This window comes from Methylobacterium sp. 001424705 (assembly GCF_059816145.1).
Genome location: NZ_JCBANU010000025.1, coordinates 64114 through 89646 on the forward strand (window position 1 = coordinate 64114; position 25533 = coordinate 89646).

Genomic DNA, 25533 nt, shown 5'->3' on the forward strand with positions numbered 1-25533 from the left:
CCCGATGGCCACCGAGACCCAGACCCATCGCTTCGCCACCCAGGCGATCCATGCCGGCGCCGCCCCCGACCCGGCCACCGGCGCCCGGGCCCAGCCGATCTACTTCACCAACGGCTTCGTCTTCGAGGACACCCAGCAGGCGGCGGACATCTTCGCCATGCGCCGGACCGGGTTCTCCTACTCGCGCGGCTCCAACCCGACGGTGGCCGCCCTGGAGCGCCGCGTCGCCGCGCTGGAAGGCGCCAAGGCCGCCGTGGCGGTGGCCTCGGGCCAGTCGGCCGTGCTGATGGTGCTCATGACCCTGATGAAGAGCGGCGAGGCCTACGTCGCCTCCTCGCGCCTCTTCGGCGGCTCGCTCGGCCTGATGAACCGCCTCGACGGGCGCTACGACCTCAAGCCCCAGTTCACCAAGGGCCTGACCCCGGCCGATTTCGAGGCCGCGATCACCCCGGAGACCCGGGCGATCATCTGCGAGTCGATCGTCAACCCCTGCGCCACCGTGATGGATCTGGCCGGCATCGCCGCGGTGGCGCGCCGCCACGGCCTGCCGCTCGTGGTCGACAACACCCTCGCCTCCCCGGCCCTGATCCGGCCGATCGAGCACGGGGCCGACATCGTCATCCACTCGACCTCGAAGTTCCTCGGCGGCTCCGGCCAGACCATCGGCGGCGTGATCTGCGACGCCGGGCGCTTCGACTGGGCGGCGATCCCCGGCCGCTACAACCTGATGAGCGAGCCCTGGGCCGACTATGACGGCCTCGTGCTCACCGAGCGCTTCCCGGACTTCGCCTTCGCCTCGGCCTGCCGCGTCTTCGGCATGCGCGAGCTCGGCCCCGGCCTGTCGCCCATGAACGCCTTCCTGACGCTCACCGGCATCGAGACCCTGCCCCTGCGGATGGAGCGGCACTGTTCGAACGCGAAGGCGGTGGCGGCCTTCCTGAAGGACCACCCGGCGGTGGCCTGGGTCAGCTATCCCGCCCTCCCCGGCCAGGAGGGCGAAGCGATGGCCGCCCGCTACGTGCCGCAGGGGCCGGGCTCGATCTTCACCGTGGCGCTGAAGGGCGGCGAGCCGGCGGCGGTCCAGTTCATCATGGGCCTCAAGCTGATCTCGCACCTCGTGAACATCGGCGAGATCAAGTCCCTGGCGATCCACCCGGCGACCACCACCCACCGCCAGCTCAGCCCCGCCGACAAGGCCGCCGCCAAGGTCGGCCCCGAGACGGTGCGCCTCTCCATCGGCTTGGAGAGCGTCGAGGACCTCATCGCCGACGTCGAGCAGGCCCTGGCGCAGATCGGCTGAGGGCCGCGCGCCCGACGGGACGGCTCAGGTCAAGCCGACGCCGATGACTCCGCTTTCCATCAGGGAGAAGCGGATGCCGGACCGGCGCAGGGCGTGCACGGCCCTGTGGCGGGAGCGCTGCGCGATCGCCCCGACGTTCTCCTCCAGGCGCTTGACGGTCGAGAGCGAAAGACCGGCGGCCTGTGCGAGGTCCGTCATCGACCAGTCCAGCAGGGCCCGGGCGGCGCGCAGGTGGCGCCCGTCGATCGCCTGCTCCAGGCCTTCGCGAAACTGGTCGCTGACCGGCGACGTCATCGAGCCCATCGGCCGGGTGATGCCGGCCCATTCCCGGATCTCCCCGCCCGAACTTCGGATGGGGACGACGAAACTCTCGAAACGCTCCCGTCCATGGCGCATGATGCGCAGGAGAGGTGTCGCTCGGTAGGCGAGGCCCGCACTGAACGCTTCGCCGCCATGGGCACGCCAGTGCTCACGCTCCTCATGCGTGATCGTCTGGAAAGCATCTGTCGCGATCTCAGAGGCCGAGAGGCCCGTCAGGTCGCAGAATTCCTGTGTGAATTCGAGACCGATAGCCAGATCACTGGAGAAGAACAGGGTCCGCCTTTCTTTGAACAGGGCCCGCCGGCGCCGCTGCTCGGCCATGCGTGCCTGCTGCAGCCGCTCCTGATCCGTCACGTCGAGCACGACCCCGGCCGCCCCGCGGGGGCGCCCGTCCGGCGTGAGATAGATCTCGCACCGGACCGACAACACGCGGATCGCGCCGTCCGGGCGGAGCAGGCGGGCGACCTGCTGGCCGAGCGTCACGCCCTGGATCAGGTCGGCGCGGGTCTCCACCCTCTCCCGGTCCTGGGGATGGATCAGGCCGAGGAGACGCTCGTAGCCCGGCCGTGTGGTCTGGGGGTCGAGGCCGAGCACGCGGAACAGGCCCGGCGACCAGTCGTGATGGTTGTCCGCGAAGCCCCAACTCCAGGTCCCGGTGACACCCTGGCTCTCGATGAGGTCCAAAAAATACGGGGACGCGAATTCGAGGCTTTCCAGATTCATCCGTATGACGCCGGCACCCAACACCAAAAACCGCCTCGTCCTTATAGTATCCGCTCGGCATATGGCGAAATCGAGGGATGAAAACTTAGAGTTCAGCACCCGATCCGTGTCTTGATAACCTAAGGTATGTTTCTGGGTGTGCCGGCAATTCGCCGCGATAGTGCGGCGCTCGTCGCGGGCCGGGCCGGACATCGTCGTAGACTTGACCTCCGATGTCGTGGAGGCCCCGGGCTCAGCGAGGGCGGGCTCGCCCCTCGGCCGGCGGATCGGCGCGCATCCGATCCGTCCGATCCCTCCGGGATGGGGGATCCGGGCCTTGCGCGAGCGCCGCGCCTACGTGGCGAACCAGGCACCGCTCCGGGTGCGCGAAGCCCGATCAGCGCAGGCCGACGCCGATGATCCCACCCTCCATCAGGGAGAAGCGGATGCCGAAGCCGCGCAGGGTGTCCACGGCCCTGTGGCGGGAGCGCTGCGCGATCGCCGCGACGTTCTCCTCCATGCGCTTGACGGTGGAGAGCGAGAGACCGGCGGCCCGGGCGAGGTCCGTCATCGACCAGTCCAGCAGGGCCCGGGCGGCGCGCAGGTGGCGCCCGTCGATCGCCTGCTCAAGGCCTTCGCGAAACTGGTCGCTGGCCAAAGGGGTGTGTGATCCGATCGGACGGGTCAGGCTGCTCCAGTCCACCACCACGCCGGCCGCGTCGCGGAGCGGAACGGTGAACACCTCGAAGCGCTCACGATTGCCGCCGGCAATATGGAGCAGCGGCGTCAGCCGATGGGCGAGCCCATCTGACTGGGCTGCGATGCTCACGTCACGCCAGTGCTCCCGCTCCTCGCCCAGGATCGTCCGGAAGGCATCGGCTGCGATCTCGTCCGGCGAAAGGCCGGTCAATTCGAAGGCCTCCTGGGGGAAGGTGAATCGGCGCTCCGGATCGCTGGAGAAGGCCAGCGTCCGCGTCTGCTGGAACAGGGCTCGCCGGCGCCGCTGCTCGGCCTGGCGGGCCTGCTGCAGCCGCTCCTGATCCGTCACGTCGAGCACGACCCCGGCCGCCCCGCGGGGACGTCCGTCTGGCGCCAGATAGATCTCGCTCCGGGCCGACAGCACGCGGATCGCGCCGTCCGGGCGGAGCAGGCGGACGCTCTGCTGGCCGAGCGTCACGCCCCGGATCAGGTCGGCGCCGGTCTCTACCCTCTCCCGGTCCTGCGGATGGATCAGGCCGTGCAGACGGTCGTAGCCCGGCCGGGTGGTCTGCGGGTCGAGGCCGAGCACGCGGAACAGGCCCGTCGACCAGACATGGTGGTTGTCGGCGAAGCACCAGCCCCAGGTCCCGGCGACGCACTGGCTCTCGATCAGGTTCAGAAAATAGGGGGACGCGAAATTGAGGCTTTCCAAATTCATTCGTGAGGTGCCGAGCAAAAATAATAAGAACGTTTCCAAGGTATAGTATCAAGGTGGCGTGGCGTGCAATGGAGGCCCAGCAAACTTAGAGTATGAGATGCGGCGGGGTCCTGGTAAACTTCAGGTATATTTTGCGGTGTGCCGATGATCCGCCGCAACATTGCGGTGCGCGAAGGGTGGCGGGCCGGCGACGGAAGCGACGGTCGTCGTGGACCCGACGCGGTTCCCACCTCTCCTGCGCGACGGCCGACCCCTCCGCCGCGCCGGGCGGCCCCTGGGACGGTGCGCCGCGCGATCGGCCTGGAGACCGTCGAGGCCCCCATCGCCGACGTCGCGCAGGCCTTGGCCCGGCTCGGGGCCGCGCCCCTCCCCTCGGCCGACGGCACGGCTCAGGTCAGGCCGACGCCGATGACCCCGCCCTCCATCAGGGAGAAGCGGATGCCGGACCGGCGCAGGGCGTCCACGGCCTTGTGGCGGGACCGCTCCGCGATCGCCCCGATGTCCTCCTCCATGCGCTTGACGGTGGAGAGCGAGAGGCCGGCGGCCCGGGCGAGGTCGGTCATCGACCAGTCCAGCAGGGCGCGGGCGGCGCGCAGGTGGCGCCTGTCGATCGCCTGCTCCAGGCCTTCGCGGAACGGGTCGCTGGCCAGGGGGCTGTGCGATCCGATCGGGCGCGTCAGGTTGCTCCACTCCACCACCACGCCGTCCGTGTCGCGAAGCGGAACGGAGAACACCTCGAAGGGCCCGCGATCGCCGCCGGCGAGGTGCAGGACGGGTCTCGTCACGTGCGCCCGCCCCGAAAGCTGTCCCTCGATGCTGGCTTCGCGCCAGTGCTCGCGCTCTTCATGGACCACACACAGGAAGCCATCGGCCGAGATGTCCGCGAGCGAGAGGCCCGTCAGATCGCTGGCCTCCTGGGGCATGGAGAACGCGTAGTCCGGATCGTTGGAGAACAGGAACGCCCGCCCCTGCTGGAACAGGGCGCGCCGACGCCGCAAATCGGCCTGGCGCGCCTGCTGCAGCCGCTCCTGATCCGTCACGTCGAGTACGATCCCGGCCGCGCCGCGGGGGCGTCCGTCCGCCGCCAGATAGATCTCGGTCCGGGCCGACAGCACGCGGACCGCGCCGTCCGGGCGGAGCAGGCGGACGGTTTTCTGGCCGAACGTCACGCCTTGGATCAGGTCGAGGCCGGTCTCCACCCGCTCCCGGTCCTGCGGATGGAGCAGGCCGAGCAGACGGTCGTAGCCCGGCCGGGTGCTCTGCGGATCGAGGCCCAGCACGCGGAACAGGCCCGGCGACCAGACATGATCGTTGTCGGCGAAGCGCCAGCCCCAGGTCCCGGTGGCGCCCTGGCTCTCGATCAGGTTCAGCAAATGCTGGGAAGCGAATCCGAGGCTTTCAACATTCATCTGTGTCGTGCCGAGCAACACCAACGATGGACATGGCCGATGTATAGTGTCCGTCCGGCGTCGTGCGCAATACAAAGCAAGACATGCAGAAGTCTTTATTTATTTGTTCGCAGGTGTAACCTTCGGCGGCCTTAGGCCGAGCGCTGAAGATCCGCAGCGACGCGGCAGCGCTGACGGCGTGGTGGGCCGGTGGCAGGGGGCACGCGCGTCGTGAACCCGAAGCGGTGCCCGCCGCTCCTGCGCATCCGCCGATACGTCCGCCCGGAGCGCACGAGCCGGAGGCGTGGTGCCGGAGCCCGGCCCGAAATTCTGTCTTGTCGTTTGGCGTTTCGGGATCACCGGCTTCCGATGATCCCTGATAAACTCTAGGCCGCGGCGGAGAGGGTCGGCGGGCCCGCGGCCTCGATGCGGTTGCGGCCGAGTCCCTTGGCCCGATACAGGGCCGCATCGGCGCTGGCCAGCATCGTGGTGAGGTCGCCGCGATCCGGCGCCGCGAGACCGATGCTGACGGTCGCCGGAATCCCGGGGCCTTCCGCCCGCGCGGCCGCGGCGGCGAAGCGGCTGGCGATGGTGGCGCCGCGGCTCAGGGCCTGAAGCCGGTCGCAGTCGGGCAGGAGCGCGGCGAACTCCTCGCCACCCAGGCGAACCAGAAGCGCGTCGGGGCCCGCGCCCGCGCGGGCGGTTTCGGCGAACAGCTTCAGGATCGCATCGCCCGCCGGATGGCCGTAGCGGTCGTTGATCGCCTTGAAGTGGTCGAGGTCGAAGGCCAGGAGCGCGACGGGGCGGCCCTGCTGCTCCCGCAGGATCCGGCCCCCCTGCTCGAAGAAGGCGTGGCGGTTCGCCAGCCCCGTGAGCTGGTCCGTGTGCGACAGGCGCAGGAGGTGCTGCTTCTCCTCCTCACGGACGAGGGCGAGGAACGACATCGGCATCGCCACCGAATACAGGACGGCCTCGACCATCGTCGCCTTGGCCACGACGATGAGCATATCCGGGCCGTACCACTGGACGAGGACGGGGGCGACGAAGGCGCGGCCGAGGTAGAACCCGGCGTGGACGGCCGAGATCGCGACTGCCACCGGCCGGGATCGCAATCCCCGGGCCGTGCGGCTGCGCAGGAGGATCCACGCCGTCAGGCCGCAGGCCAGCGCGATGGGCAGGGCCGAGACGTGGTTCCAGAAGGCGGTCGGGAACTGCGTCCCGGCGAGCGCCCACAGGACCGCGAGGCCGGCCAGCGCGGCGAGGGAGGCGCGGAGGTGCCGCCGCCCGTCGAGGCTCGCCGCGGCGTCGAGGACCAGGAGGTAGCCCGACACCATCAGGAGGTTGGTCGCTGCCATGCCGAGGGCGACGGGTACGCGGCCGCGGTTCATCGCCACGACGCAGCCCAAAACGAAGGCCACCAGACCGGCAGCCAGCACGGCGAGCCCCCGCGCCCGCGCCGGGTGGGCCTGCCGCTCCCAGAGCAGAAGCGACGTCGACACCAGCAGCGTCCCGATCGTCAGGTACCAGAGGGTTTGGAGATCGATCTGCATCGCTTTGCCTGTCTCGCGGCAAAGCTTACCGGCTCGGTTACGCCAGGTCCCTTACGGTTCCACGCGAATCGTCGACATGGTTCCCGCAACGTTAAGGGCCCGCCGGTGCCCGCGCCGGGTCAGGTCGATGCCTCCTCCCGGTGCCCGATGCCGATGACGCCGCCGTCCAGGCGCGAGAACCGGATCCCCGCCTTGCGCAGCGTCTCGACCGCCTTGTGCCGGGACTGTTGGGCGGTGTTGTCGAGATGCTCCTCCATGCGCTTCACCGTCGACAGGGAAAGGCCGGCGGCCTTCGCAAGATCGGTCATCGACCAGTCCAGCAGGGCGCGGGCGGCGCGCAGGTGACGCCCGTCGATTCCCCCGTCGAGGGCCTCGTCGAGGGCCTCGTCGAATGGCGGGCCGGGCGGGTGCGCGTCCGCCTCCAGCGAGCGAGTGAGGCCGGCCCAGTCCTCCGCCCCGCCGCCCGAATCCACCGGGACCGGCGCTTCGGTGAATGGGAGGGCGGCATCGCCGAAGAGGCTCGGCGTGCCCTCGTCTCCGAACAGGACCCGGCTGCGGCGCTGGTCGGCCAAGCGCGCCTGACGGAGGCTTTCGTGGTCCGTCACGTCCAGGACGACGCCCGCGGCCCCGCGCGGTCGCCCGTCCGGGTCGAAATAGATCTCGTTTCGCACTGACAGGACCCGCATCGCGCCATCCGGCCGGCGAAACCGCACCGTCTGGCTGCCGAGGGCGGTACCCTGGATCAGGTCGGCCCCGGTCGCCAGTTTCGCGCGATCCTCCGTGAGGACCAGTCCGACCAGCAGCTCGTAGCTCGGCCGCGTGGTCCGAGGGTCGAGGCCCAGGAGATGGTACAGGCCGGACGACCAGACCTGTTGGTTGTCGGCAAACTGCCAACCCCAGGTGCCGGTGAGCCCATGGCTTTCGATCAGGTTTAAAAACTGGGCTGGAGAAAACTTGAGATTGTCGACCTTCATGTCGTCACGGCCTGCTGCACCTTCTCAAATGATAGTGTCATCAATCGAGCAAGTCCGCAAATCAGACTAGTCAACCGGATAAGCTGCCGTTAGTGGACAAAATTAGTTCTTTATGACCCATTTCGGCGGTTATTCTTGGTCAGATTCCCGTTCCGACACGCCGGGCACCGATGTCATCGGACGTTTTCGGGTCGCGGTGGTCGCCCTCGGCGCGGGCGGCGACCGGCTCCCATGATCCGGGGCCTGAGGCCTCGACCGCTTCGGCGGCTCCGCGGCATCGCAGCGGGCCGGCCAAGGGAGTGAAAGGCCGATCGTTCGCCGCACATCCGGGGGATGCGCCGTGAAGTCCGGCCCCCGCGGGCGACCGGCGAACGCGCGGCGTCGGACCGTCCGTGGTCCGCGCGCCCGCTTCAGGCGATCCGCAGGGTGGGCTCCGCCTCCGCGTCGCCCAGCAGGTCCGGGCGGTTGCGCAGGAACCAGGGGACGCGGCTCGCCGGCATCGGCTTTCCGTAGAGATAGCCCTGGACGTTGGTGCAGCCTCCGTCCCGCAGGAAAGCGGCCTGCTCCGCCGTCTCGACGCCCTCGGCGGTGACGTCGAGGGCGAGGCTGCGGCCGAGCTGCAGCACGGCGGTGACGATGGCGGCGTCGTTGGCGTCGCGCTCCAGGTCCCGGATGAAGCTGCGGTCGATCTTGATCTCGTCCACCGGGAACTGCTTCAAGTGGGTAAGCGAGGCGTAGCCGGTGCCGAAATCGTCCAGGGCGACCCGGATGCCGGAGCCGTGCAGCTCGGCCAGCACATCGCTGACCCGGTCGCCGTGGCTGCCGAGGAGGACGGTCTCCGTCACCTCGACCCCGATCCGGCTGCGCGCCAGGCCGGCCGAATCGACGTCGTCGAGGAAGGTCCCGGCCAGGTCACCCTGGGCGAACTGCGCCGTCGAGAGGTTGAGGAAGACGCGGCCGGGATCGAGCCCGAGGCTGATCCAGTGCAGGAGGTCGGCGATGATTCGCCGGCGCAGGACGTCGCCCACCGCGACACCGATCTCGGGATCGTCGAAGACAGCCGAGAAGGCGCCGGGAGCGAGGAGGCCGCGGACGGGATGGTGCCAGCGCGCCAGAGCTTCGAATCCGATCACCGCGCCCGAGAGCAGGTTGATCTTCGGCTGGTAGTGGGGCTCGAGGCCGCCGCCCCCGTCGAGGGCCGCGCGCATCTCGCGAGTCATCGCCACCCGCTCCTCGATGTTCGCCCGCAGGGCCGGCACGAACAGCGTCGCGCGGTTCCGCCCCGAGGCCTTGGCGGCGTAGAGGGCGAGGTCCGCGTTGGTGAAGAGGTCGGCCGAGTTCCCGGCATGGTCGGGGTAGAGGGCGAGGCCGAGGCTCGCCCGCGGCGCCACGATCCGCCCGCTGATCGGCATCGGCGGGTGCAGGACGTCGAGGATGCGCTCCGCGAGGTCGTGGATGCGGGGTCGCCCCGCCGCATCGCGGCCGGTGCAGATCACGACGAACTCGTCGCCCCCGAGGCGCGCCACGAGGTCGTCCGGTTCGATCACGCCGCAGAGGCGCAGGGCGACCTCCTTGAGCAGGGCGTCCCCGGAATCGTGCCCGAGGGTGTCGTTGATCTCCTTGAAGGCGTCGAGGTCGAGAAGGATCAGGCCGACCGCAGCGGCTTGGGCTTCCGCCCGCGCCAGGGCGGTCTCCAGGGTGGCCTGGAACAGCGCGCGATTGGGCAGGCCCGTGAGCACGTCGTGATGGGCGGCCGAGCGGATCTGCGCCTCGGCGGCCTTGCGGCTCGTGATGTCCACGAGGCTGGAGACGTGACAGGCGATGCCGTCGATCTGGACGCACTCGATCGAAAGGAGCACGTCGCGGCGCTCCCCGGTGAGGACGACGATGCTCGCCTCCCAGTCGCGGATCGCCTGGCGCCGGTCCAGCACCGCCTGCATCCGGCGGCGGTCGGCGCCAGCGAGGAAGTCGCGGTTCGCGTAGTTCGCCAGGGTGTCGCCGGGGGCGAGCCCGAAGAACTGGACGCCGGCATCGTTGGTGCTGACGATCTGCCCGTTGGCCGCCCGGGAGACCACGATCGGCACCGGCACGGCCCGGAACATCGTCTCGAACAGCTCCCGGCTCTCCGCCAGTTCCAGGCTCGCCCTGCGTTCCACGTCGGCCGCCGCCCATTCCAGGCGGCGCAGGCGGTTCGACCGGGCGATGTAGAGCAGGACCGTCAGGTGGCCGAGGACGAACTCGATCGCCAGGGCGAGGCTCACTTCGCCGGGGGATCGCACGGCGAGGAAGCCCGACAGCAGGACGAGGGCCGACACACTGCCGGTGACCGCCGTCCGAATGAAGCTCAAGGGCACCACGAGCATGAACGCGGTCGGCACCAGCAGCGCCGCCAGGACCGGGATTTCGGGGCGCGCCACGCAGAGGGCGCCGAGGCCCAGGCTCGCGGCGGCCTGCCACGGGAGGAGCCATCGCTGCAGCTGCGCGAAGTCCTTGACGGACCGCAGGGCGACCAGACCGCCGAGCGTCGCCGCCACGAGGCCGAGATGCGTGACCAGCATCGCCCGCATCCCGCTGCGGGCCTCGATCAGGCTGAGGTCGTCGACGAGGAGCAGGAGGTCGATCGCCAGGGAGGCGCACAGGACCGCCCGCGTGTGGCGCAGAATTTTGGGGAGCCGCTCCGCCCGGAACGCCGTTTCGTGGGCACGGGAGGCGAATGCGCCCGCAGGAGTGATGAGCCGTTCGGTCGTCATGACGCCCGACCGTGACACGCAAAGATCGCGCAGGGGTTAAGAGCGCCTGGCCTGGGCTTTTATTTCACCGCGCGCGGCCCGCGTGCCGTCAGGGCCCGCAGCGCGCCCCGCATCGTACGCACATCCTGCTCGGTCATGGCCATGCGATGAAGCATGTCGCGCATGTTGCGGGCGATGATGTCCCGCTTCTCCGGCGGATAGAAGCCGGCGGCCGCCAGGCTGTCCTCCAGCGTCGTGAAGAGCGAGGCCATCGCCTCCCGGGTGGCGGGCGGCGACAGCATCTCGCCGGTGAAGGGCAGCACGGAGAGACCGGCTGCCCGGCGCCACTCGTAGCTCATGAGCAGCACCCCCTGGGCCAGGTTCAGGGAGGAGAAGCGGGCATCGACCGGGAAGGTCACGATGGCGTCGGCGCGGGAGACCTCGTCGTTGTCGAGGCCGGAGCGCTCCCGTCCGAACAGGATGCCGACCCGCTGGCCGGCGCGGCCCGCGACGTCGCGCATGGCCTCGTCGGGCGCGAAGACCCGCTTCATCTGACCGCGCTCGCGCGCCGTCGTCGCCAGCACGTAGTGCAGGTCGGCGATCGCCTCGCCGAGGGTGTCGTAGACCACCGCGCCGTCGAGGATGTGGGTGGCGCCCGAGGCCGCCTCGCGCACGCCCTTCTTCGGCCAGCCGTTCTTCGGCGCCACCAGGCGGAGCTCCGACAACCCGAAATTCGCCATGGCCCGGGCGGTCATGCCGATGTTCTCGGCCAGTTGCGGCTGGACCAGGATGATCACGGGCCCGGCGGGGGATGGGGCGGGTTCGGCCGCCGCGGCGCCGGTGGTCACGGGGTCGGTCGTTGCGGGATCGGTCGGCATGGGATCGGGCATGTGCGGGTCGGAGCTCATTCGCGCCGTCTTGCACGAGGCGGGCGCGACGGCCAAGCGCCGCCGGCCCGGGGAAGCCCGAGCGGGCTCAGATCTTCCCGTCGAGGCCCATCTGGTAGTATTTGTGGATGATCTTGTCCTGGTTCTCCAGGAGCCAGTCGATCGAGGGCTCGTTGGTCATCGCCTTTCGGATCGCCTCGGTCATGCCCCGGCGCTGGATGTCGAACAGCGCCTTGTGGTCGACGGTCTCGGCCTCGATCACGCCGGGGCTCAGCCAGACCGAGCAGATGATGCCGAGGTCGTTGGCCTTCTCCTTCGGGATGTAGCCGGCCCGCACCGCATCGAGCACGCCGTTGGCGATGGCGAACTGCACCGTGCCCATCAGGATCGAGGTGTATTTGCTCTCGGTGACGCTCACCTTCGAGACGCAGAGCGTGACGGGGCGCACCATGATGTCGGTATTGAGGAGCGCGAAGACGCGGCTGTGGCCGACGACCTGATCGCCCGTGAGGGTGGCGAGGGCGGTGCCCACCGGACCGTCGAGTTCGCCGATGATCACCTCGGGCTCGGACGCCGTGTTCGGCGGTCCGCCGGCGACCAGGGCCTCGCCGGCGCGAAGGATGATGCGTTCACTCATGGGGCTCTCTCAGGACAGCGGAGGACAGGACGGCGGGGGCTGTGCCGCGTGGCGGGCAGATTCCGCGTGTCGGCGTCAATGTCCAGCCCCATGGCCGCATGGGGCCCCGCCGCGCCTTCGGACGCCGTCCGCGCCGCCCGGGTCGTACGTGGCCCGCGGCCGATCCACAGGGCATCGGGGATGCGGGCGACCGTCGCGGATCGCAGTAATTCGACCTTAAGGCTCGCCATGCATCGCTGAGCGATACGGGACCTCTTCATCGGCTGTTCGTCAGGACATCAGAGGAACCGCCCCGTCGGAGCGTGATGGCAAGGCCAAGCGACCCGCAACATCAGAATGCGATCGGTTTCGGCACTCCCATGTCCTGCGGCGCCAAGAAAACAGGCTGGGTAAGCCGCTTTCGCCGATCTTCGAGCGGCGCGACGGCAGTCGAGTTCGCCCTTGTCATGCCGCTCTTCATACTGGTGTTCGTCGAAATTCTTCAGGGTGGCCTGTACGTCTTCTGCTACGCGGCCCTGGAAAAGGCGACCGCCGATGCCAGCCGGACGATCATGATCGGCGCGCTGACCGATACGGCCTCCACCTCCAACGGCTTTCGCAGCTCGGTGGTCTGCGCCAACCTGATCGCCGGCCTGTCCTGCAACAACATCGTCACCAATCTGCAGACCACCACCCTGACCGGGTCGGGCGGCGGCTACTCGGTGTTCGTCAGCCCGGACGAGAAGAGCCTCGTGCCGGTGCCGATGAACAACAGTCAGACGGCGTACTGCACCGGCGCCCCCGGCACCTACGGTTACCTCCAGGTCTTCTACGCCGTCCCGGTGTTCAGCCCGGTCTGGATCGCCCTGAAGCTGGGCACGACCTGGAACGGGACCTCGGTCGTGTTCGCCCGGGCGGCGGTGGCGTTCCGGAACGAGCCGTTCACCACCGCCAGCGTCTCGACAGGGTGCTGACGCCGCCATGAGCCGCCAGACCCTCAAGCGCTTCGGACGGGACGGGCGCGGCATCGCCATCATCGAGTTCGCGCTGATCCTGCCGCTGCTGCTCACGCTCTCGGCGGTGACCTTCGATCTCGTCCGCTACGTCATCTACATGCGCAAGCTCGAGCTCGCCGCCAGCACCCTGGCGGATCTCGTGGCGCGCAACGACACGGGCAAGATCACCCAGACCGACATCCTCGCGATCTCCCGATCCCAGCTGGTCATGTTCCCGGAGGCCATGTCCGCCGCCAAGGACGCCAACGTCTCGGTCTGGACCCTGCTGAGATGGTCGCTGTCGGGGGTGCAGTTCACCCCGACCGTCGCCGGTTGCACGTCCAACTGTACCTATACGCCGAAGGTCGTCTGGACGTCCGGCCAGAAGCGCTCCTGCACGACACCGCCCGTCGCGGCGCCCAATACGGCCGGACCGAGTCCCACGACGCTGCCCAGCGACACGTTCGGCCCCGGCTTCCTCGTCGTGGCCGACGTGGTCTTCAGCTACAAGCCCCTCATCCTCCAATCCGTCGTCGGCTCGATCGACATCGCGAAGTCCTTCTACTTCGCGCCGCGCTACGTCACGGCCATCACCTTCGATCCGAGCGGCGGGAGCACCTCCGCCAATGCCTGCCCCTGACCCCGAGGCCTGTTCCATGCACGCCGACTCCACGCATCCCGTCTCTCCGCCAGGGCGCCTGCTGCGGCGCCTGCGCGATGAGACGGGCGGCAATGTCCTCATGGTCTTCGCCCTGGCGCTGATCCCGCTGATCGGCCTGACCGGGCTCGGCGTCGATTACGTCCGCGGCATCAACTACCGCACCCATTTCGACCGCGCGGCCGACGCGGCCACCATCACCGCGATCGCGACGGCCCGCGATTACATCTCCACCAACCCGAAGAACGAGGCGGACCCCACCGCCTCGGCCCTGGCGCTCGCCAAGACCCGCGGGCTGGCGGCCTTTCAGGTCAATGCCGGCGCGATGCTCAAGAGCCTGCCGCTGGTCCCGGACCTCACGGTCACCCGCACCGCCGGGGTCATAACGGCTCGGGCGACATACGCCTCGAGCTTCAACTCACCCTTCAGCAAGGTCCTGGGCGATCTGAAGGCGATTCAGGTGTCCGGAAAATCCACGTCCAGCCTGACCTTGAGCAACTACGTGGACTTCTACCTGTTGCTCGACACGTCCGGCTCGATGGGTTTCCCGACCTCCAGCGCGGCGCAGACGCAGTTCGCCAAGCTCAACCCCGACATGAAATCCGGCGGCCCGAACAATTGCGCCTTCGCCTGCCATTTCCCCGGCTGGCAAGGCTTCGCGATCTCCAAGCAGAACAACATCGAGCTTCGGATCGCGACCGTCAGCAACGCCGTCCAGGGTCTTATCGCCAAGGCGAAGACCAACGCGACCCTGGTCAACCAGTACCGGGTCGGGCTCTATCCCTTCGTGAGCAATCTCGAAACCGCGGCCGACGTGACGGCCGATCTGGATTCGCTCAAGACCATCAATCTCGAAAACTACATGGATATCGGCAATTCGTCCGTGCCACGCGGGAGCGGCGGCACGCATTACGAGAACGTCTTCCCGATCATCAACAACAAGATCACCAGCGTCGGGGACGGGCTCAGTGCCAAGCGGGCGCTGCCGTTCGTGTTCGTGATCACGGATGGGATGGACAACAACCAGTATTACTTCAATTCGACCGGCTGGACCGGATCCCAGGCGAGGCTCCTCGATCCCTCGCTGTGCAAGCCCTTGAAGGATCGCGGCATCACCATCTCGATTCTCTACATTCCGTACATCCCGATCTCGCCGGCGAACCACCCGGATCAGGTGGTCACGAACGAGAACCTCCTCGTGAACACACTGATTCCGGGCGTGCCCGCCACGCTGCAGAACTGCGCCTCGTCGGGCTACTTCCGCACCGCGAACTCGGCGAGCGAGATCCAGGAAGCGCTGAACGCCATGTTCGATCAGGCCACCCGGAAGGCGCGCCTCGTCGCCGGTCCCTGACAGGCCAAAAGGTTTGTCATGCGCCGGGAGGGAGCCGCCTGCTTCCGCCCCGGAAGCGCGCGGGCTAAGAGCGGCGCAGGTTCGGCATCCGCCTTGCGTGGCGCCGGACATCCTGGCTCAGGAAGGTGTGCTGCAGATGGACAAGATCAAGGTTGCGAACCCGGTCGTCGAACTCGACGGCGACGAGATGACCCGGATCATCTGGAGCCAGATCAAGGACAAGCTGATCCACCCCTACCTCGACCTGAACCTGGACTATTACGACCTCGGCGTCGAGCACCGCGACGCCACCAACGATCAGGTCACCGTCCAGGCCGCCGAGGCGATCAAGCGTCACGGCGTCGGCGTGAAGTGCGCCACCATCACCCCCGACGAGGCCCGGGTGAAGGAGTTCAACCTGAAGGAGATGTGGAAGTCGCCCAACGGCACGATCCGCAACATCCTCGGCGGCGTCATCTTCCGCGAGCCGATCATCTGCAAGAACGTGCCCCGCCTCGTGCCGGGCTGGACCCAGCCCATCGTGGTCGGCCGCCACGCCTACGGCGACCAGTACAAGGCCACCGACTTCAAGGTGCCGGGCAAGGGCCGCCTGACCATCAAGTTCGAGGGCGAGGACGGCACGGTCATCGAGAAGGAGGTCTTCAAGTTCCCGAGCCCCGGCATCGCCCAGGCGATGTACAACCTCGACGACTCGATCCGCGACTTCGCCCGCGCCTCGATGAACTATGGCCTGAACCGCAAGTACCCGGTCTACCTCTCGACCAAGAACACCATCCTGAAGGCCTATGACGGCCGCTTCAAGGACCTGTTCGAGGAGGTCTTCCAGAACGAGTTCAAGGCGAAGTTCGATGCGGCCGGGATCACCTACGAGCACCGCCTGATCGACGACATGGTGGCCTCGGCCCTCAAGTGGTCGGGCGGCTACGTCTGGGCCTGCAAGAACTACGATGGCGACGTGCAGTCCGACACCGTGGCGCAGGGCTTCGGCTCGCTCGGCCTGATGACCTCCGTGCTGCTTACCCCCGATGGCCGGACCGTCGAGGCCGAGGCCGCCCACGGCACGGTGACGCGCCACTACCGCGAGCACCAGAAGGGCAAGGAGACCTCCACCAACTCCATCGCGTCGATCTTCGCCTGGAGCCGTGGCCTCGCCCACCGGGCCAAGCTCGACGACAACGCGGCGCTCGCCACGTTCGCCACGACCCTGGAGACCGTCTGCGTCGACACGGTCGAGGCCGGGTTCATGACCAAGGACCTCGCCCTGCTCGTCGGCCCCGACCAGCGCTGGCTCTCGACCACGGGTTTCCTCGACAAGGTCGACCAGCACCTGAAGGCCGCGATGGCCTGAGCGGGCTTCGGCGGAGCCCGAGGGCCGACGTCGTAGCGCGGACGCGTCGTCTGCGATGGACGCTGGATCATACGGTCCAGCGTCCGCGGATGGGTGCGCGCCTCTCTCTGTTGCGGGGCCCTCACCGTTCCCCGCTCTGGGTCGGGGGGCGTCTGCCCGCGCGCGGCATCCGGTGAAAACCCGCGCTCAGCACCCCGTCATCCCGGGGCCGCGCAACGGAGCCCCACATCAGGAAACGTGGGCCCTACAGGACTTCATCCCGTGAGCGGCTTCTGGAATGGCAGGCTGCCGGCGCGCCCCGTCGGGTCCGGGCTCACCTGCGGTACCCCGGACTGACGGCGCGGTGCCATCGGCGATCGCCCCGACCGCACGGGAGGGAGCGTTGAGACCGTCAGCGCTCGAGCCGTCCGTCCAACGCCCGAGCCCGTCGGGTCGGACGGTCGCCACCACCCGGTACGCCTCGACCCAGGTCATCCTCAGGACGCGTGCCGCGCGGCGTCCGCGTTGCGCTTGCGGGTGGCGGCGCCCTTCTTGGCGGAGGCGGAGCGCTCTTCCGCCGTGCGGCCGGCCGAGGCCTTGCCGCCGACCGCGCCGCCGCGATGGGCCGCGGGATGGCGAGTCGCCTTGCCCCGCCCGGAGCCGCCGGGCTTTTTGCCGCCGCCATCGTCCTTGTTGACGGTCGCCCAGGCCCGCGCCTCGGCGTCCTTCTCGGGCACGCCGCGCGCCTCGTAGGACTCGGCGATGTGCTCCGCCTTGCGGATCTGCTTGTCGGTGTATTTCGACTTGTCGCCCTGGCTCATCGCGAATCCACTCCGCTGGAGGACCCGGGCGAGGCGTCAGCCGATCGCGACGGGCCCGTCGAGAACCGCCCGAACGCGGCGGACCAGGTCCGTCCGGCGGTAGGGCTTGTTCAGGAGATCGAACTCCGAACCCCCGGCATCGGTTCGCTCCAGGCTCGCCTCGGCGTAGCCCGTGGTGAGCAGGACCTTGAGGTCGGGCCGCCGGCGCTTGGCCTCGCGTCCCAGGGCGATGCCGTTCATGCCGCCCGGCATGATGAGGTCGGTGAAGAGCAGGTCGATGGCGTTCCCGCTCTCCAGCACTTCGAGGGCCTCGCGGCCGTTCTGCGCCATCAGGGTGCTGTAGCCGAAATCCCGCAGGATGGTGCGGGCGAGCTCGGCCACGTCCTCCCGGTCGTCGACGATGAGGATCGTCTCGGTGCCGGACCCCTCCTGGGGGCCGACCGCGGCCGGCGCCGCCTCGAACACCGCGGTCTCGGTGGCCGGAAAGGACAGGCGCACCACGGTTCCCGCCCCCAGGACGGATTCGATGCGGGCGGCGCCGCCCGATTGCTTGGCGAAGCCGTAGACCATCGACAGGCCGAGGCCGGTGCCCTTGCCCTCCTCCTTGGTGGTGAAGAACGGGTCCATGACCCGGGCCAGGACATGGGCCGGGATGCCGCTGCCGGTATCGCTCACGCTGATGGTGACGTAGCGGCCGGGGGCCAGGGGACCGTCGACCTCGCCGGTGATGACGTGGTTTTCGGTCCGCACCGTGAGGCGGCCGCCCTCCGGCATCGCGTCGCGCGCGTTGATGAAGACGTTGAGGAGGGCGACCTCGGCCTGGTTCGGGTCGACCCGGCAGTTCCAGAGGTCGGGGCTGAGGTCGAAGTCGAGGGAGACGGTCTCGCCGAGGGTCCGGCCGGCCATGTCGGCCATGCCCTGGACCAGGGCGTTCAGGTTCACCGAGCGGCCTTCGAGGCGCTGCTTGCGTGCGAAGGCCAGGAGCTGCTGCGTCAGGGTCGTGGCGCGCTCGGCGGCGGTGCGGATGTTGTCGGTGGCCCGGCGCAGGCGGTTGCGGTCGGCGCTCGGATCGTCGAGGCCGGCGCCCAGGATGTCGACGTAGCCGACGATCACCTGCAGCAGGTTGTTGAAGTCGTGCGCGATGCCGCCGGTGAGCTGGCCGAGCGCCTCCATCTTCTGGGCCTGGCCCAGGGCCTCCTCGGCGTCGCGCCGGCGCGAAACGTCCAGCTGCGAGGCGAAAAAGTACACCAGCGTTCCGCCCGCGTCGTAGATCGGCGAGACGAAGAGCGCATTCCAGAACGGCGTGCCGTCCTTGCGGTAGTTGACGATCTCGGTGGCGACGTTCTCGCGGGCCGCGATCGCCCGGGCGAGTTCGCGCACCGCCCCCCGATCGGTGTCCGGCCCCTGGAGGAAGCGGCAGTTGCGGTCCAGCACCTCGTCGCGGCGGTAGCCGGTCATCTCCAGGAAGGCGTCGTTGGTGAAGATGATCGGATTGTCGGGCAGGCGCGGGTCGCTCACCACCATCGGCATGCGCGAGGCGGCCACCGAGGCGAAGAAGAAGGCCGCTTCCGGGCTGATCGGGGATCGGATCGGGTCCTGCGCGAGCGCCCCGTTCGGCGGCATCTTGGGCGTGTCGATCATCGTCGCGCTATCACATCGGCGGGGCTTCGCAGGCGAGCCTGGCAGGTCGCCCCTTACACGGGTCAAACTCCCGGCGCCATCATCGTTCCCTGTGCCGGCCCAGGCATCTCACCGTCGGCATGACGATTCAGCGAGGACCCGCCGCGCGTCACGAGACGCGCGGCGGGTCGGAGGGTCAGCGCTGCTCGGTCTCGAAGCGGACGCTGTTGACGTTGGCCCGCTCGAAGGCCTGCATCACGTGCTGGTAGGAACGCTCCCCATCGCTGGCCTCGACGCCCTCGACCTCCTCGGGCTTCAGGACGAACATCAGCATCGAGCGTCCGGTGACCTCGTAGGTCGCGCCGATCGGCTTGCTCACCACGTCCTGGCTGTCGGGCAGGTTCGTGTCGAGGAGCCGCGTCCAGCCGACGCCGCCCACCGATTCCGGCAGGGTGAACGACACGAGGTCGTGGTAGGCGTTGTAGAGCAACAGCAGGGTGGCATCGCCGCCGCGCTGGTGGATGCCCGAGGCCTGGGCCCGGCCGTCGAGGAGCACCGCGATGGCGCGGGCATCGCCCTGCGTCCAGTTCTCCGGCGACATCTCCCCGCCGTCGGGACGCAGCCAGGTCACGTCCTTGACGCCGAACTCCTCGTCGTAGGCGCCCGTGAGGAATCGGCCGCGGGTGAGGATCGGGAGCGCCTCGCGCAGCAGGGTCAGGCGCTGCGTGAACTCGGCGAGATCCCGCTCCTCGGGCCCGACGGCCTCCCAGTCGAGCCAGGAGATCTCGTTGTCCTGGCAATAGGCGTTGTTGTTGCCGTTCTGGGTGCGGGCGAACTCGTCGCCCGCGAGCAGCATCGGGGTACCGCGGGAGAGGAACAGCGTCGCCAGCATGTTGCGCATCTGGCGCAGGCGCACGGCGCGGATCTCCGGATCGTCCGTCGGTCCCTCGGCCCCGTAGTTGTTCGACAGGTTGTGCGAGTGTCCGTCGCGGTTGTCCTCGCCGTTCGCCAGGTTGTGCTTCTCGTTGTACGACACGGTGTCGTTCAGCGTGAAGCCGTCATGGGCGGTCAGGAAGTTCACCGAAGCCCAGGGCTTGCGCCCGCGCTTGTTGAACTTGTCGGCCGAGCCGGTGAGCCGGGCGGCGAGATCGGGCAGCATGCCCTCGTCGCCGCGCCAGTAGCCGCGCACGTCGTCGCGAAAGCGGTCGTTCCACTCGGCCCAGCCCGGCGGGAAGCCGCCGACCTGATAGCCGCCCGGGCCGCAATCCCAGGGCTCGGCGATGAGCTTGACGCCGTTCAGCACCGGGTCCTGCCGGCAGGTGTCGAGGAAGCCGCCGCCCTCGTCGAAGCCGTGCGGCTCGCGGCCCAGGATGGTGGCGAGGTCGAAGCGGAAGCCGTCCACCCGCATCTCGGTCGCCCAGTAGCGCAGGGAGTCGGTCACGAGCTGCAGCACCCGCGGGTGCGACAGGTTGAAGGTGTTCCCCGTGCCGGTGTCGTTGATGTAGTAGCGCGGCTCCTTGGGCATGAGCCGGTAGTAGGAGGCGTTGTCGACGCCCTTGTACGACAGCGTCGGACCCTTCTCGTTGCCCTCGGCGGTGTGGTTGTAGACCACGTCCAGGATCACCTCGAGGCCGGCGCCGTGCATGCGCGCCACCATCTCCTTGAACTCGGAGAAGGCGAAGTCCGGCACGGCGGCGTAGCGCCGGGCGGGGGTGAAGAACGAGATGGTGTTGTAGCCCCAGTAGTTCACCAGGTCCTTCTCCTGCAGGTAATCGTCCTGCACGAAGGCGTGGACCGGCAGAAGCTCCACCGAGGTGACGCCGAGGCTCTTGATGTAGTCGAGCACCGCCGGCGTGCCGAGGCCCGCATAGGTGCCGCGCAGCTTCTCCGGCACCGCCGGGTGGAGCTTGGTGAAGCCCTTCACGTGGGTCTCGTAGAAGATGGTCTTCTCCCACGGCACGTGCGGCTTGCGGTCCCGGCCCCAGGTGAAGGCCGGGTCGATGACGCGGGAGCGGCGGGTGTAGGGCGCGGAATCGCGGTCGTCGAAGGTCAGGTCGTCGCCGGTCTCCATCTGGTAGCCGAACAGGGCCGGGTTCCAGGTGATGGAGCCGACGAGCCCCTTGGCGTAGGGGTCGATGAGCAGCTTGTTCGGATTGAAGCGGTGCCCGGCCGTCGGCTCGTAGGGGCCGTGGACGCGGTAGCCGTAGATGGTGCCCGGGCGCGCGTCGGGCAGGTAGCCGTGCCAGATCTCGTCGGTGTACTCGGGCAGCTCGATCCGCTCGATCTCGTTCACGCCGTCATCGTCGAACAGGCAGAGTTCGACCTTGGTGGCGTGGGCCGAGAACAGGGCGAAGTTCACGCCCAGGCCGTCCCAGTTCGCGCCGAGCGGATAGGGCGAGCCTTCCTTGATGCGCGAACGTTTAGCGCGGCCCTGCGGGCTTGAGCGGTCCGCGGGATTCGTCGTGTCGGCCATGTTCGCTCCGGGCGGTATCGGTGGGTGCGTCGAGACAGGGCGCTGCGCGACGCCCCGTCCTGGAAACCTGGACAGGAACGCTCACGCTTCGCCGGAAGGTCCGCCACGGGGCAAATCTTTTTGCATCGCACGGCGCGGTGCCCCGCAGCCGCTTCCACGGCGCGAGCGGTTGCGGCAAGACTACGAACGGCAAGACTGCGAACGGCAAGACTGCGAACATCAAGACTGCGAACACGGCGCGGCGGGGGCCGCCCGGGGCAAGGAGACCGGCGCATGACAGATCAGCCCTACGGCCTGCAGGCGATCGCCGATCGCTACCGGGTCAGCCTCGACGCCGTGCGCCACCTCGTCCAGGCGCTCGAAGCGGGCCACGGCCGGATGGCGCAGTTCAACCATCCCGAGCTCGGCGGCTTCGGCCAATGGTCGGGCGCGGGCATGACCATGATCGGCGACATGTTCAACGCCGAGCTCAAGGCCCGGGTGGACGCCCTCTGCACCGCCCTCGCCGCCGCGCTGCCGGCCGGCGCCTGGTCGGAGGTGCCGCGCGGCGCCGGGGCGCCCTGGCCTCCCGAATGGGGGGCACCGGCCACCGCCGGATCGCAGAACGGGATGCGCTACGCCTATTTCCCGGTCCAGCGGCGTCTCGTGGTCGAATCGGAGGGGCGGGCCGCGATCTACGACACCGCCGATCACGCCATCAGCGGCGTCTCGCAGCAGCAGGGCAGCGCGACGAGCCTGCGCTTCTCCGGCCCCGGCGGCCCCGTGGACCTTGCCAGCCTGAAGCGCCTCGACGAGGCCGAGCGCGGCGAGGCCCGCCCCTTCGCCCCCGAACCCTTCGCCCCCGAACCCGTCGCCCCCGAACCCGTCGCCCCCGAACCTTTCGCGCCCGAACCCTTCGAGCCCGGTCATCCGGGCGCCGAGGCGTCGCATCCGGGCAGCGCCGGGCCGGTGGGCGGCAGCGACGTGCTCTCGACGATCGAGCGCCTGTCGGAGATGCGCCGCAAGGGCATCCTCACGGAGGGCGAGTTCACCGCCAAGAAGGCCGAGCTGCTCGCGCGCCTCTGATCGCCAGGCTCCGAACGACGCGGGCCGGATCGCCCGGGGGCCGGCTGCGTTGGCCTGGAACCGGTGCCGCGCGCAGGACGCGGATCGCGGCAGAGATTCCGCAAGGCTGATGGCTCGACCCCGCGACCTCCTCGACGTCACAACGATCTATCACGAGCCCGCCGTGCCGGATTACCCGCGCGGGCGGGAAATCCTGGACCGGTTTCCGGAGGCCGACCGCATCGTCGTCCCCTCGCACTGGAACATCCCGAGTCTGCACGGCAATGCCGGCTCGGTGGAGGATTGGGTGCGGATCAAGCGCTCCACCCTGGTGCTGGGGGTGAAGAAGGGCCTCGCCATGCGGCCGAACGGGCGCAGCGCCCACTTCATCGCCCCCTCGACCTCCAACGGCTGCGCCATGGCCTGCGCCTACTGCTACGTGCCCCGGCGCAAGGGCTTCGCCAATCCGATCTCGCTCTTCGTCAACGTCGAGGCCGTGGCCGCCGCCATCGCGCGCCACGCCGCCCGCCAGGGGCCCCTGCCCGAGCCCGACACGATCGATCCCGCCCTCTGGGTCTACGACCTCGGCGAGAACGGCGACCTCTCGGTGGACGCCATGGTGAGCGAGACGGTGCGGGATCTCGTGGCGCTCTTCCGGGACATCCCCAACGCCAAGGCGTCCTTCGCCACCAAGGCGGTGAACCGCGATCTCCTGGCCTACGACCCCCAGGGCAAGACCCGGATCCGCTTCTCGCTCATGCCCGAGCGCATCGCCCGCATCGTCGACGTGCGGACGGCACCGATCCCCGAGCGCATCGCCGCCATCGACGACTTCGTCGCCGCCGGTTACGAGGTCCACGTCAATTTCTCGCCGGTCATCCTCTACGAGGGCTGGGAGGCCGATTGGGCGGCCCTGTTCGCCGCCATCGACGGCGCGATCGGCCCGGCGGCCCGGGCGCAGCTCAAAGCGGAGATCATCCTGCTGACCCACAACGCCGACCTGCACGCAGTCAATCTCGGATGGCACCCCAAGGCCGAGGACCTGCTCTGGCGGCCGGACATCCAGGAGGCGAAGGTCTCCGAGGGCGGCGGCGCTAACCTGCGCTACCGCACCGGCTGGAAGGGTCAGTGGCTCGCCCGCTTCAAGGCCCTGCTCGCCGAGCGCATGCCCTACTGCACGGTGCGGTACGCGTTCTGAAGGGGCCGGCGGCCCGGCCACCGTCCGCCGCCCCCGCTGGTGTGCCGCTTCGCCTCACCCCCAGACCATCTCGCCCGTGGCGACCTTGGCGCCGATGTCGAGGGCGATGTCCATGCCGAGGCCCGGGAAGCGGGCCAGCATCGCGGCCTTCAGCGCGGCGGCATCCCCGCCCGCCGCGAGGGCCTCCTCGAAGGCCAGGAGGTAGCTTCGGGTGAAGGCGAGGGCCGAGCCGTCGGTGGCGGCCTCGACCGCCAGATGGCCCGGCACGACGACGGACGGCGCACGCGCGGCGATCCGGTCGAGTTCGGCGATCCAGGCGGCGCGGGCCTCCGGGCTCGGCGTGTCGGCGGTCCAGACGTGGACGCCGGAGAAGATCAGGACTCCGCCGAACACCGCGTTCAGGGCCGGGACGAACAGGGTGCGGCGGTTGGGCAGGCCCATGGCGGGCACGATCTCGACGGTCTCTCCATCGACCGACAGGGCAGCGCCGTCGAAGGGCGTGGGCATGACCACGTCGGCCCGCGTCCCCGGACCCTCGGCCCCCAGCTGCGGGCCCCAGGCGGCGATCTTCGCATCGACCGTGCGGGCGATGGCCGACACGGTGGCGGAGGCAGCGAGCACCCGGGCCTCCGGAAAGGCCTCGCAGAGGGGTTTCAGCCCGAAGTAATAGTCCGGGTCCGACTGGCTGACATAGATCGTCGTGAGGCGCTTGCCCGTCGCTGCGATCGCCGCCGCGACGGCTCGACCGTCGGAGACGGTGAAGCCGCCGTCGATCAGGATCGCTTCGGTCGGCCCCTCGATCAGCACCGGGGCGCGGAAGAACCCCTTCGGGCCGGCGGGAAAGTGCGTCCAGGCGAGCCCGGGTCCGGCCAGCCCGGTCAGCGGCATCGCGATGGTCGGGCCAAGCCCGGTCTGCATCGGCGTTTCCTCCATCATGGTGTTTCTCCCGATCCGGCGCGAAGCTCGGCCGCCAGTCTGTCCCGGTCGCCGAAGAGGATGCCGCTCGGCAGGCGTCGGGCGCCTTCCTCGTCCGCGAGGACGAGGGCGGGGACGCCCCGGGCCCCGAACCGGGCCGCCATCCGAACGGCGGCCTCGATCCGATGCCGGGTCGCCTCGCGCAGTTCGGGGTCGGGCTCCTCCAGCCGGCCGGCGGCCTCCGCGAAGCCGGCGCCGGCGAGCACGTCCGCAACCACGGTGCGATCCGCAGTGTCCCGGCCCGCGACGTAGCGGGCCTGCTGGAGCGCCTGCAGGCCTTCGAGCTCACGGCCGGGCCGGGTCAGTCCGATCGCGACGAGGCCGAGGGTGGCGGCGGCCGAATTGAAGGCGGCGCCGGGCGTCCGGAAGATCAGGGCGCGATAGGCGTCGCTGAACGGTTGCCCCGTCTGGTCCGTAATGCGCTGGTCGTTCTGCCAGACATAGTCCGCGAAGGCGGGATCCATGGGCTGGCCGCCCTCGCCCGCGAACAGGCCCGTGGGCGCGAGGTCCAGCGCGACCGCCCCCGACTGGGCGATCCAGGCCAACGCGGGAGCGGCCCCGTAGCACCAGCCGCACAAGGGATCGAACAGAAAGGTCAACCGCATGGACCTGGACCTGCTTTGTGGCTGCGCGCGCCGCGAATCATCTGAATTAACCGATAAAATTCAGATGAGACGTCATTTAGCGCCAGACTTTCCGCAAGACGAGTCCAATTTTTGGACTGGGTCGCCCGACCCCTGCGCGGCGGCCCGGTCTCCGGGTTCACCGAACCGGGGCCGGCGGCGCCACGGATGTCCCGACGCCCGCCTAAACTCAGCGCAGAGCGCGCCGATCAGGTCCTCACCGCAGCGCTCGCCGGCCCTATGCAGGATACCGTGGCCGGCGGTGGGGGCGAGGATGACGATGGTGCCGCCCGCGAACAAAGCCGGGCGACGACAACGACGCGACGATGTGCGGTGCTGCCGAGCCTGTAAGACAGACGGCGGGGCGCGCCGTCAGTCTTGGGAGGGTGGGTGAAGCCCTGTCATTTCGAACAGGACGGAAGCCATGGCGATGCGCGGAGAACGCTGGGCGTTCTCGCACGAGCCGAATGTCGGACGTCAGGATCTGGCGGAGGGAGCGGGATGAGCCGACGCTCATCACTTTCCCTGTGCCGTCAGTGCTCTCGATCCCGGCCTCGATGG

20 protein-coding genes are annotated in these 25533 nt (G+C 69.1%); 7 read left to right on the forward strand and 13 right to left on the reverse strand.

The window, feature by feature from the left end; all coding sequences use genetic code 11:
- The first annotated feature begins 4 nt into the window (after window positions 1-4).
- Window positions 5-1300 (forward strand): O-acetylhomoserine aminocarboxypropyltransferase/cysteine synthase family protein, encoded by a 1296-nt coding sequence (locus AC6EUL_RS18160; protein ID WP_056380637.1) that lies wholly within the window; start codon window positions 5-7, stop codon window positions 1298-1300.
- Between the two features lie 24 nt (window positions 1301-1324).
- Here the strand turns inward: AC6EUL_RS18160 and AC6EUL_RS18165 are convergent, their stop codons facing one another.
- The 8 genes from AC6EUL_RS18165 to AC6EUL_RS18200 form a co-directional block, all read right to left on the reverse strand.
- On the reverse strand, window positions 1325-2536 hold the full coding sequence (locus AC6EUL_RS18165; RefSeq protein WP_499871767.1) for a PAS domain-containing protein: 1212 nt from the start codon (window positions 2534-2536) through the stop codon (window positions 1325-1327).
- Window positions 2537-2720: 184 nt separating this feature from the next.
- A complete protein-coding gene (locus tag AC6EUL_RS18170; protein WP_499871769.1) occupies window positions 2721-3734 on the reverse strand; it encodes a PAS domain-containing protein in 1014 nt (337 codons plus the stop codon).
- A gap of 395 nt (window positions 3735-4129) precedes the next feature.
- The gene (locus AC6EUL_RS18175) at window positions 4130-5149 is read right to left on the reverse strand and encodes a PAS domain-containing protein (RefSeq protein WP_082504236.1); all 1020 of its coding nucleotides are present in this window, start codon (window positions 5147-5149) and stop codon (window positions 4130-4132) included.
- 365 nt (window positions 5150-5514) lie between these two features.
- Window positions 5515-6678, reverse strand: coding sequence for a GGDEF domain-containing protein (locus AC6EUL_RS18180; RefSeq protein WP_499871772.1), 1164 nt, complete (start codon window positions 6676-6678; stop codon window positions 5515-5517).
- A gap of 119 nt (window positions 6679-6797) precedes the next feature.
- Window positions 6798-7652 (reverse strand): PAS domain-containing protein, encoded by an 855-nt coding sequence (locus AC6EUL_RS18185; protein ID WP_499871774.1) that lies wholly within the window; start codon window positions 7650-7652, stop codon window positions 6798-6800.
- A 410-nt stretch (window positions 7653-8062) separates the two neighbouring features.
- Window positions 8063-10402 carry a putative bifunctional diguanylate cyclase/phosphodiesterase gene (locus AC6EUL_RS18190; RefSeq protein WP_499871776.1) on the reverse strand — a complete coding sequence of 780 codons (2340 nt, stop codon included), beginning with the start codon at window positions 10400-10402 and terminating at the stop codon, window positions 8063-8065.
- Window positions 10403-10461: 59 nt separating this feature from the next.
- A complete protein-coding gene (locus AC6EUL_RS18195) occupies window positions 10462-11136 on the reverse strand; it encodes an RNA methyltransferase (RefSeq protein WP_244480017.1) in 675 nt (224 codons plus the stop codon).
- A 220-nt stretch (window positions 11137-11356) separates the two neighbouring features.
- Complete coding sequence (locus AC6EUL_RS18200; RefSeq protein WP_055952093.1) at window positions 11357-11905, reverse strand: formaldehyde-activating enzyme; 549 nt, start codon at window positions 11903-11905, stop codon at window positions 11357-11359.
- 359 nt (window positions 11906-12264) lie between these two features.
- Between AC6EUL_RS18200 and AC6EUL_RS18205 the strand changes: the two genes are divergently transcribed.
- The 4 genes from AC6EUL_RS18205 (at window position 12265) to AC6EUL_RS18220 (ending at window position 16239) form a co-directional block, all read left to right on the forward strand.
- Window positions 12265-12858, forward strand: a complete 594-nt coding sequence (locus AC6EUL_RS18205) for a TadE/TadG family type IV pilus assembly protein (RefSeq protein WP_499871779.1) — start codon at window positions 12265-12267, stop codon at window positions 12856-12858.
- Window positions 12859-12865: 7 nt separating this feature from the next.
- Window positions 12866-13519: a TadE/TadG family type IV pilus assembly protein gene (locus tag AC6EUL_RS18210; protein ID WP_056222542.1), complete on the forward strand. Its 654-nt coding sequence runs from the start codon at window positions 12866-12868 to the stop codon at window positions 13517-13519.
- Between the two features lie 16 nt (window positions 13520-13535).
- Window positions 13536-14891: a TadE/TadG family type IV pilus assembly protein gene (locus tag AC6EUL_RS18215; RefSeq protein WP_056274702.1), complete on the forward strand. Its 1356-nt coding sequence runs from the start codon at window positions 13536-13538 to the stop codon at window positions 14889-14891.
- 136 nt (window positions 14892-15027) lie between these two features.
- The gene (locus tag AC6EUL_RS18220) at window positions 15028-16239 is read left to right on the forward strand and encodes an NADP-dependent isocitrate dehydrogenase (protein WP_056274708.1); all 1212 of its coding nucleotides are present in this window, start codon (window positions 15028-15030) and stop codon (window positions 16237-16239) included.
- Between the two features lie 476 nt (window positions 16240-16715).
- Here the strand turns inward: AC6EUL_RS18220 and AC6EUL_RS18225 are convergent, their stop codons facing one another.
- The 3 genes from AC6EUL_RS18225 to glgX all read right to left on the reverse strand — a co-directional run bounded on the left by AC6EUL_RS18225 (window position 16716) and on the right by glgX (window position 21132).
- Window positions 16716-17039: a plasmid stabilization protein gene (locus tag AC6EUL_RS18225; protein WP_499871781.1), complete on the reverse strand. Its 324-nt coding sequence runs from the start codon at window positions 17037-17039 to the stop codon at window positions 16716-16718.
- Window positions 17040-17075: 36 nt separating this feature from the next.
- Window positions 17076-18680: a hybrid sensor histidine kinase/response regulator gene (locus tag AC6EUL_RS18230; protein ID WP_056274712.1), complete on the reverse strand. Its 1605-nt coding sequence runs from the start codon at window positions 18678-18680 to the stop codon at window positions 17076-17078.
- 175 nt (window positions 18681-18855) lie between these two features.
- Window positions 18856-21132, reverse strand: coding sequence for a glycogen debranching protein GlgX (gene glgX, locus AC6EUL_RS18235; RefSeq protein WP_499871783.1), 2277 nt, complete (start codon window positions 21130-21132; stop codon window positions 18856-18858).
- A gap of 273 nt (window positions 21133-21405) precedes the next feature.
- On the opposite strand from glgX, the gene AC6EUL_RS18240 reads away from it, so the two are divergent.
- Window positions 21406-22197 (forward strand): SHOCT domain-containing protein, encoded by a 792-nt coding sequence (locus AC6EUL_RS18240; protein ID WP_499871785.1) that lies wholly within the window; start codon window positions 21406-21408, stop codon window positions 22195-22197.
- Between the two features lie 109 nt (window positions 22198-22306).
- Complete coding sequence (locus AC6EUL_RS18245) at window positions 22307-23374, forward strand: spore photoproduct lyase family protein (protein ID WP_056274717.1); 1068 nt, start codon at window positions 22307-22309, stop codon at window positions 23372-23374.
- 54 nt (window positions 23375-23428) lie between these two features.
- Here the strand turns inward: AC6EUL_RS18245 and AC6EUL_RS18250 are convergent, their stop codons facing one another.
- Window positions 23429-24292, reverse strand: coding sequence for an MBL fold metallo-hydrolase (locus AC6EUL_RS18250; RefSeq protein ID WP_499871793.1), 864 nt, complete (start codon window positions 24290-24292; stop codon window positions 23429-23431).
- 14 nt (window positions 24293-24306) lie between these two features.
- Window positions 24307-24954 carry a DsbA family protein gene (locus AC6EUL_RS18255; RefSeq protein WP_499871788.1) on the reverse strand — a complete coding sequence of 216 codons (648 nt, stop codon included), beginning with the start codon at window positions 24952-24954 and terminating at the stop codon, window positions 24307-24309.
- Window positions 24955-25533: the final 579 nt, after the last annotated feature.

Excerpts from the sequence above, each read along its gene's own strand:
- AC6EUL_RS18160 (WP_056380637.1), top strand. The coding sequence starts at position 5 with ATGGCCACCGAGACCCAGACCCATCGCTTCGCCACCCAGGCGATCCAT.
- AC6EUL_RS18165 (WP_499871767.1), bottom strand. The coding sequence starts at position 2,536 with ATGTCCGGCCCGGCCCGCGACGAGCGCCGCACTATCGCGGCGAATTGC.
- AC6EUL_RS18175 (WP_082504236.1), bottom strand. The coding sequence starts at position 5,149 with ATGAATGTTGAAAGCCTCGGATTCGCTTCCCAGCATTTGCTGAACCTG.
- AC6EUL_RS18180 (WP_499871772.1), bottom strand. The coding sequence starts at position 6,678 with ATGCAGATCGATCTCCAAACCCTCTGGTACCTGACGATCGGGACGCTG.
- AC6EUL_RS18185 (WP_499871774.1), bottom strand. The coding sequence starts at position 7,652 with ATGAAGGTCGACAATCTCAAGTTTTCTCCAGCCCAGTTTTTAAACCTG.
- AC6EUL_RS18190 (WP_499871776.1), bottom strand. The coding sequence starts at position 10,402 with ATGACGACCGAACGGCTCATCACTCCTGCGGGCGCATTCGCCTCCCGT.
- AC6EUL_RS18195 (WP_244480017.1), bottom strand. The coding sequence starts at position 11,136 with ATGACCGCCCGGGCCATGGCGAATTTCGGGTTGTCGGAGCTCCGCCTG.
- AC6EUL_RS18200 (WP_055952093.1), bottom strand. The coding sequence starts at position 11,905 with ATGAGTGAACGCATCATCCTTCGCGCCGGCGAGGCCCTGGTCGCCGGC.
- AC6EUL_RS18205 (WP_499871779.1), top strand. The coding sequence starts at position 12,265 with ATGTCCTGCGGCGCCAAGAAAACAGGCTGGGTAAGCCGCTTTCGCCGA.
- AC6EUL_RS18210 (WP_056222542.1), top strand. The coding sequence starts at position 12,866 with ATGAGCCGCCAGACCCTCAAGCGCTTCGGACGGGACGGGCGCGGCATC.
- AC6EUL_RS18215 (WP_056274702.1), top strand. The coding sequence starts at position 13,536 with ATGCACGCCGACTCCACGCATCCCGTCTCTCCGCCAGGGCGCCTGCTG.
- AC6EUL_RS18220 (WP_056274708.1), top strand. The coding sequence starts at position 15,028 with ATGGACAAGATCAAGGTTGCGAACCCGGTCGTCGAACTCGACGGCGAC.
- AC6EUL_RS18225 (WP_499871781.1), bottom strand. The coding sequence starts at position 17,039 with ATGAGCCAGGGCGACAAGTCGAAATACACCGACAAGCAGATCCGCAAG.
- AC6EUL_RS18230 (WP_056274712.1), bottom strand. The coding sequence starts at position 18,680 with ATGATCGACACGCCCAAGATGCCGCCGAACGGGGCGCTCGCGCAGGAC.
- glgX (WP_499871783.1), bottom strand. The coding sequence starts at position 21,132 with ATGGCCGACACGACGAATCCCGCGGACCGCTCAAGCCCGCAGGGCCGC.
- AC6EUL_RS18240 (WP_499871785.1), top strand. The coding sequence starts at position 21,406 with ATGACAGATCAGCCCTACGGCCTGCAGGCGATCGCCGATCGCTACCGG.
- AC6EUL_RS18245 (WP_056274717.1), top strand. The coding sequence starts at position 22,307 with ATGGCTCGACCCCGCGACCTCCTCGACGTCACAACGATCTATCACGAG.
- AC6EUL_RS18250 (WP_499871793.1), bottom strand. The coding sequence starts at position 24,292 with ATGCAGACCGGGCTTGGCCCGACCATCGCGATGCCGCTGACCGGGCTG.
- AC6EUL_RS18255 (WP_499871788.1), bottom strand. The coding sequence starts at position 24,954 with ATGCGGTTGACCTTTCTGTTCGATCCCTTGTGCGGCTGGTGCTACGGG.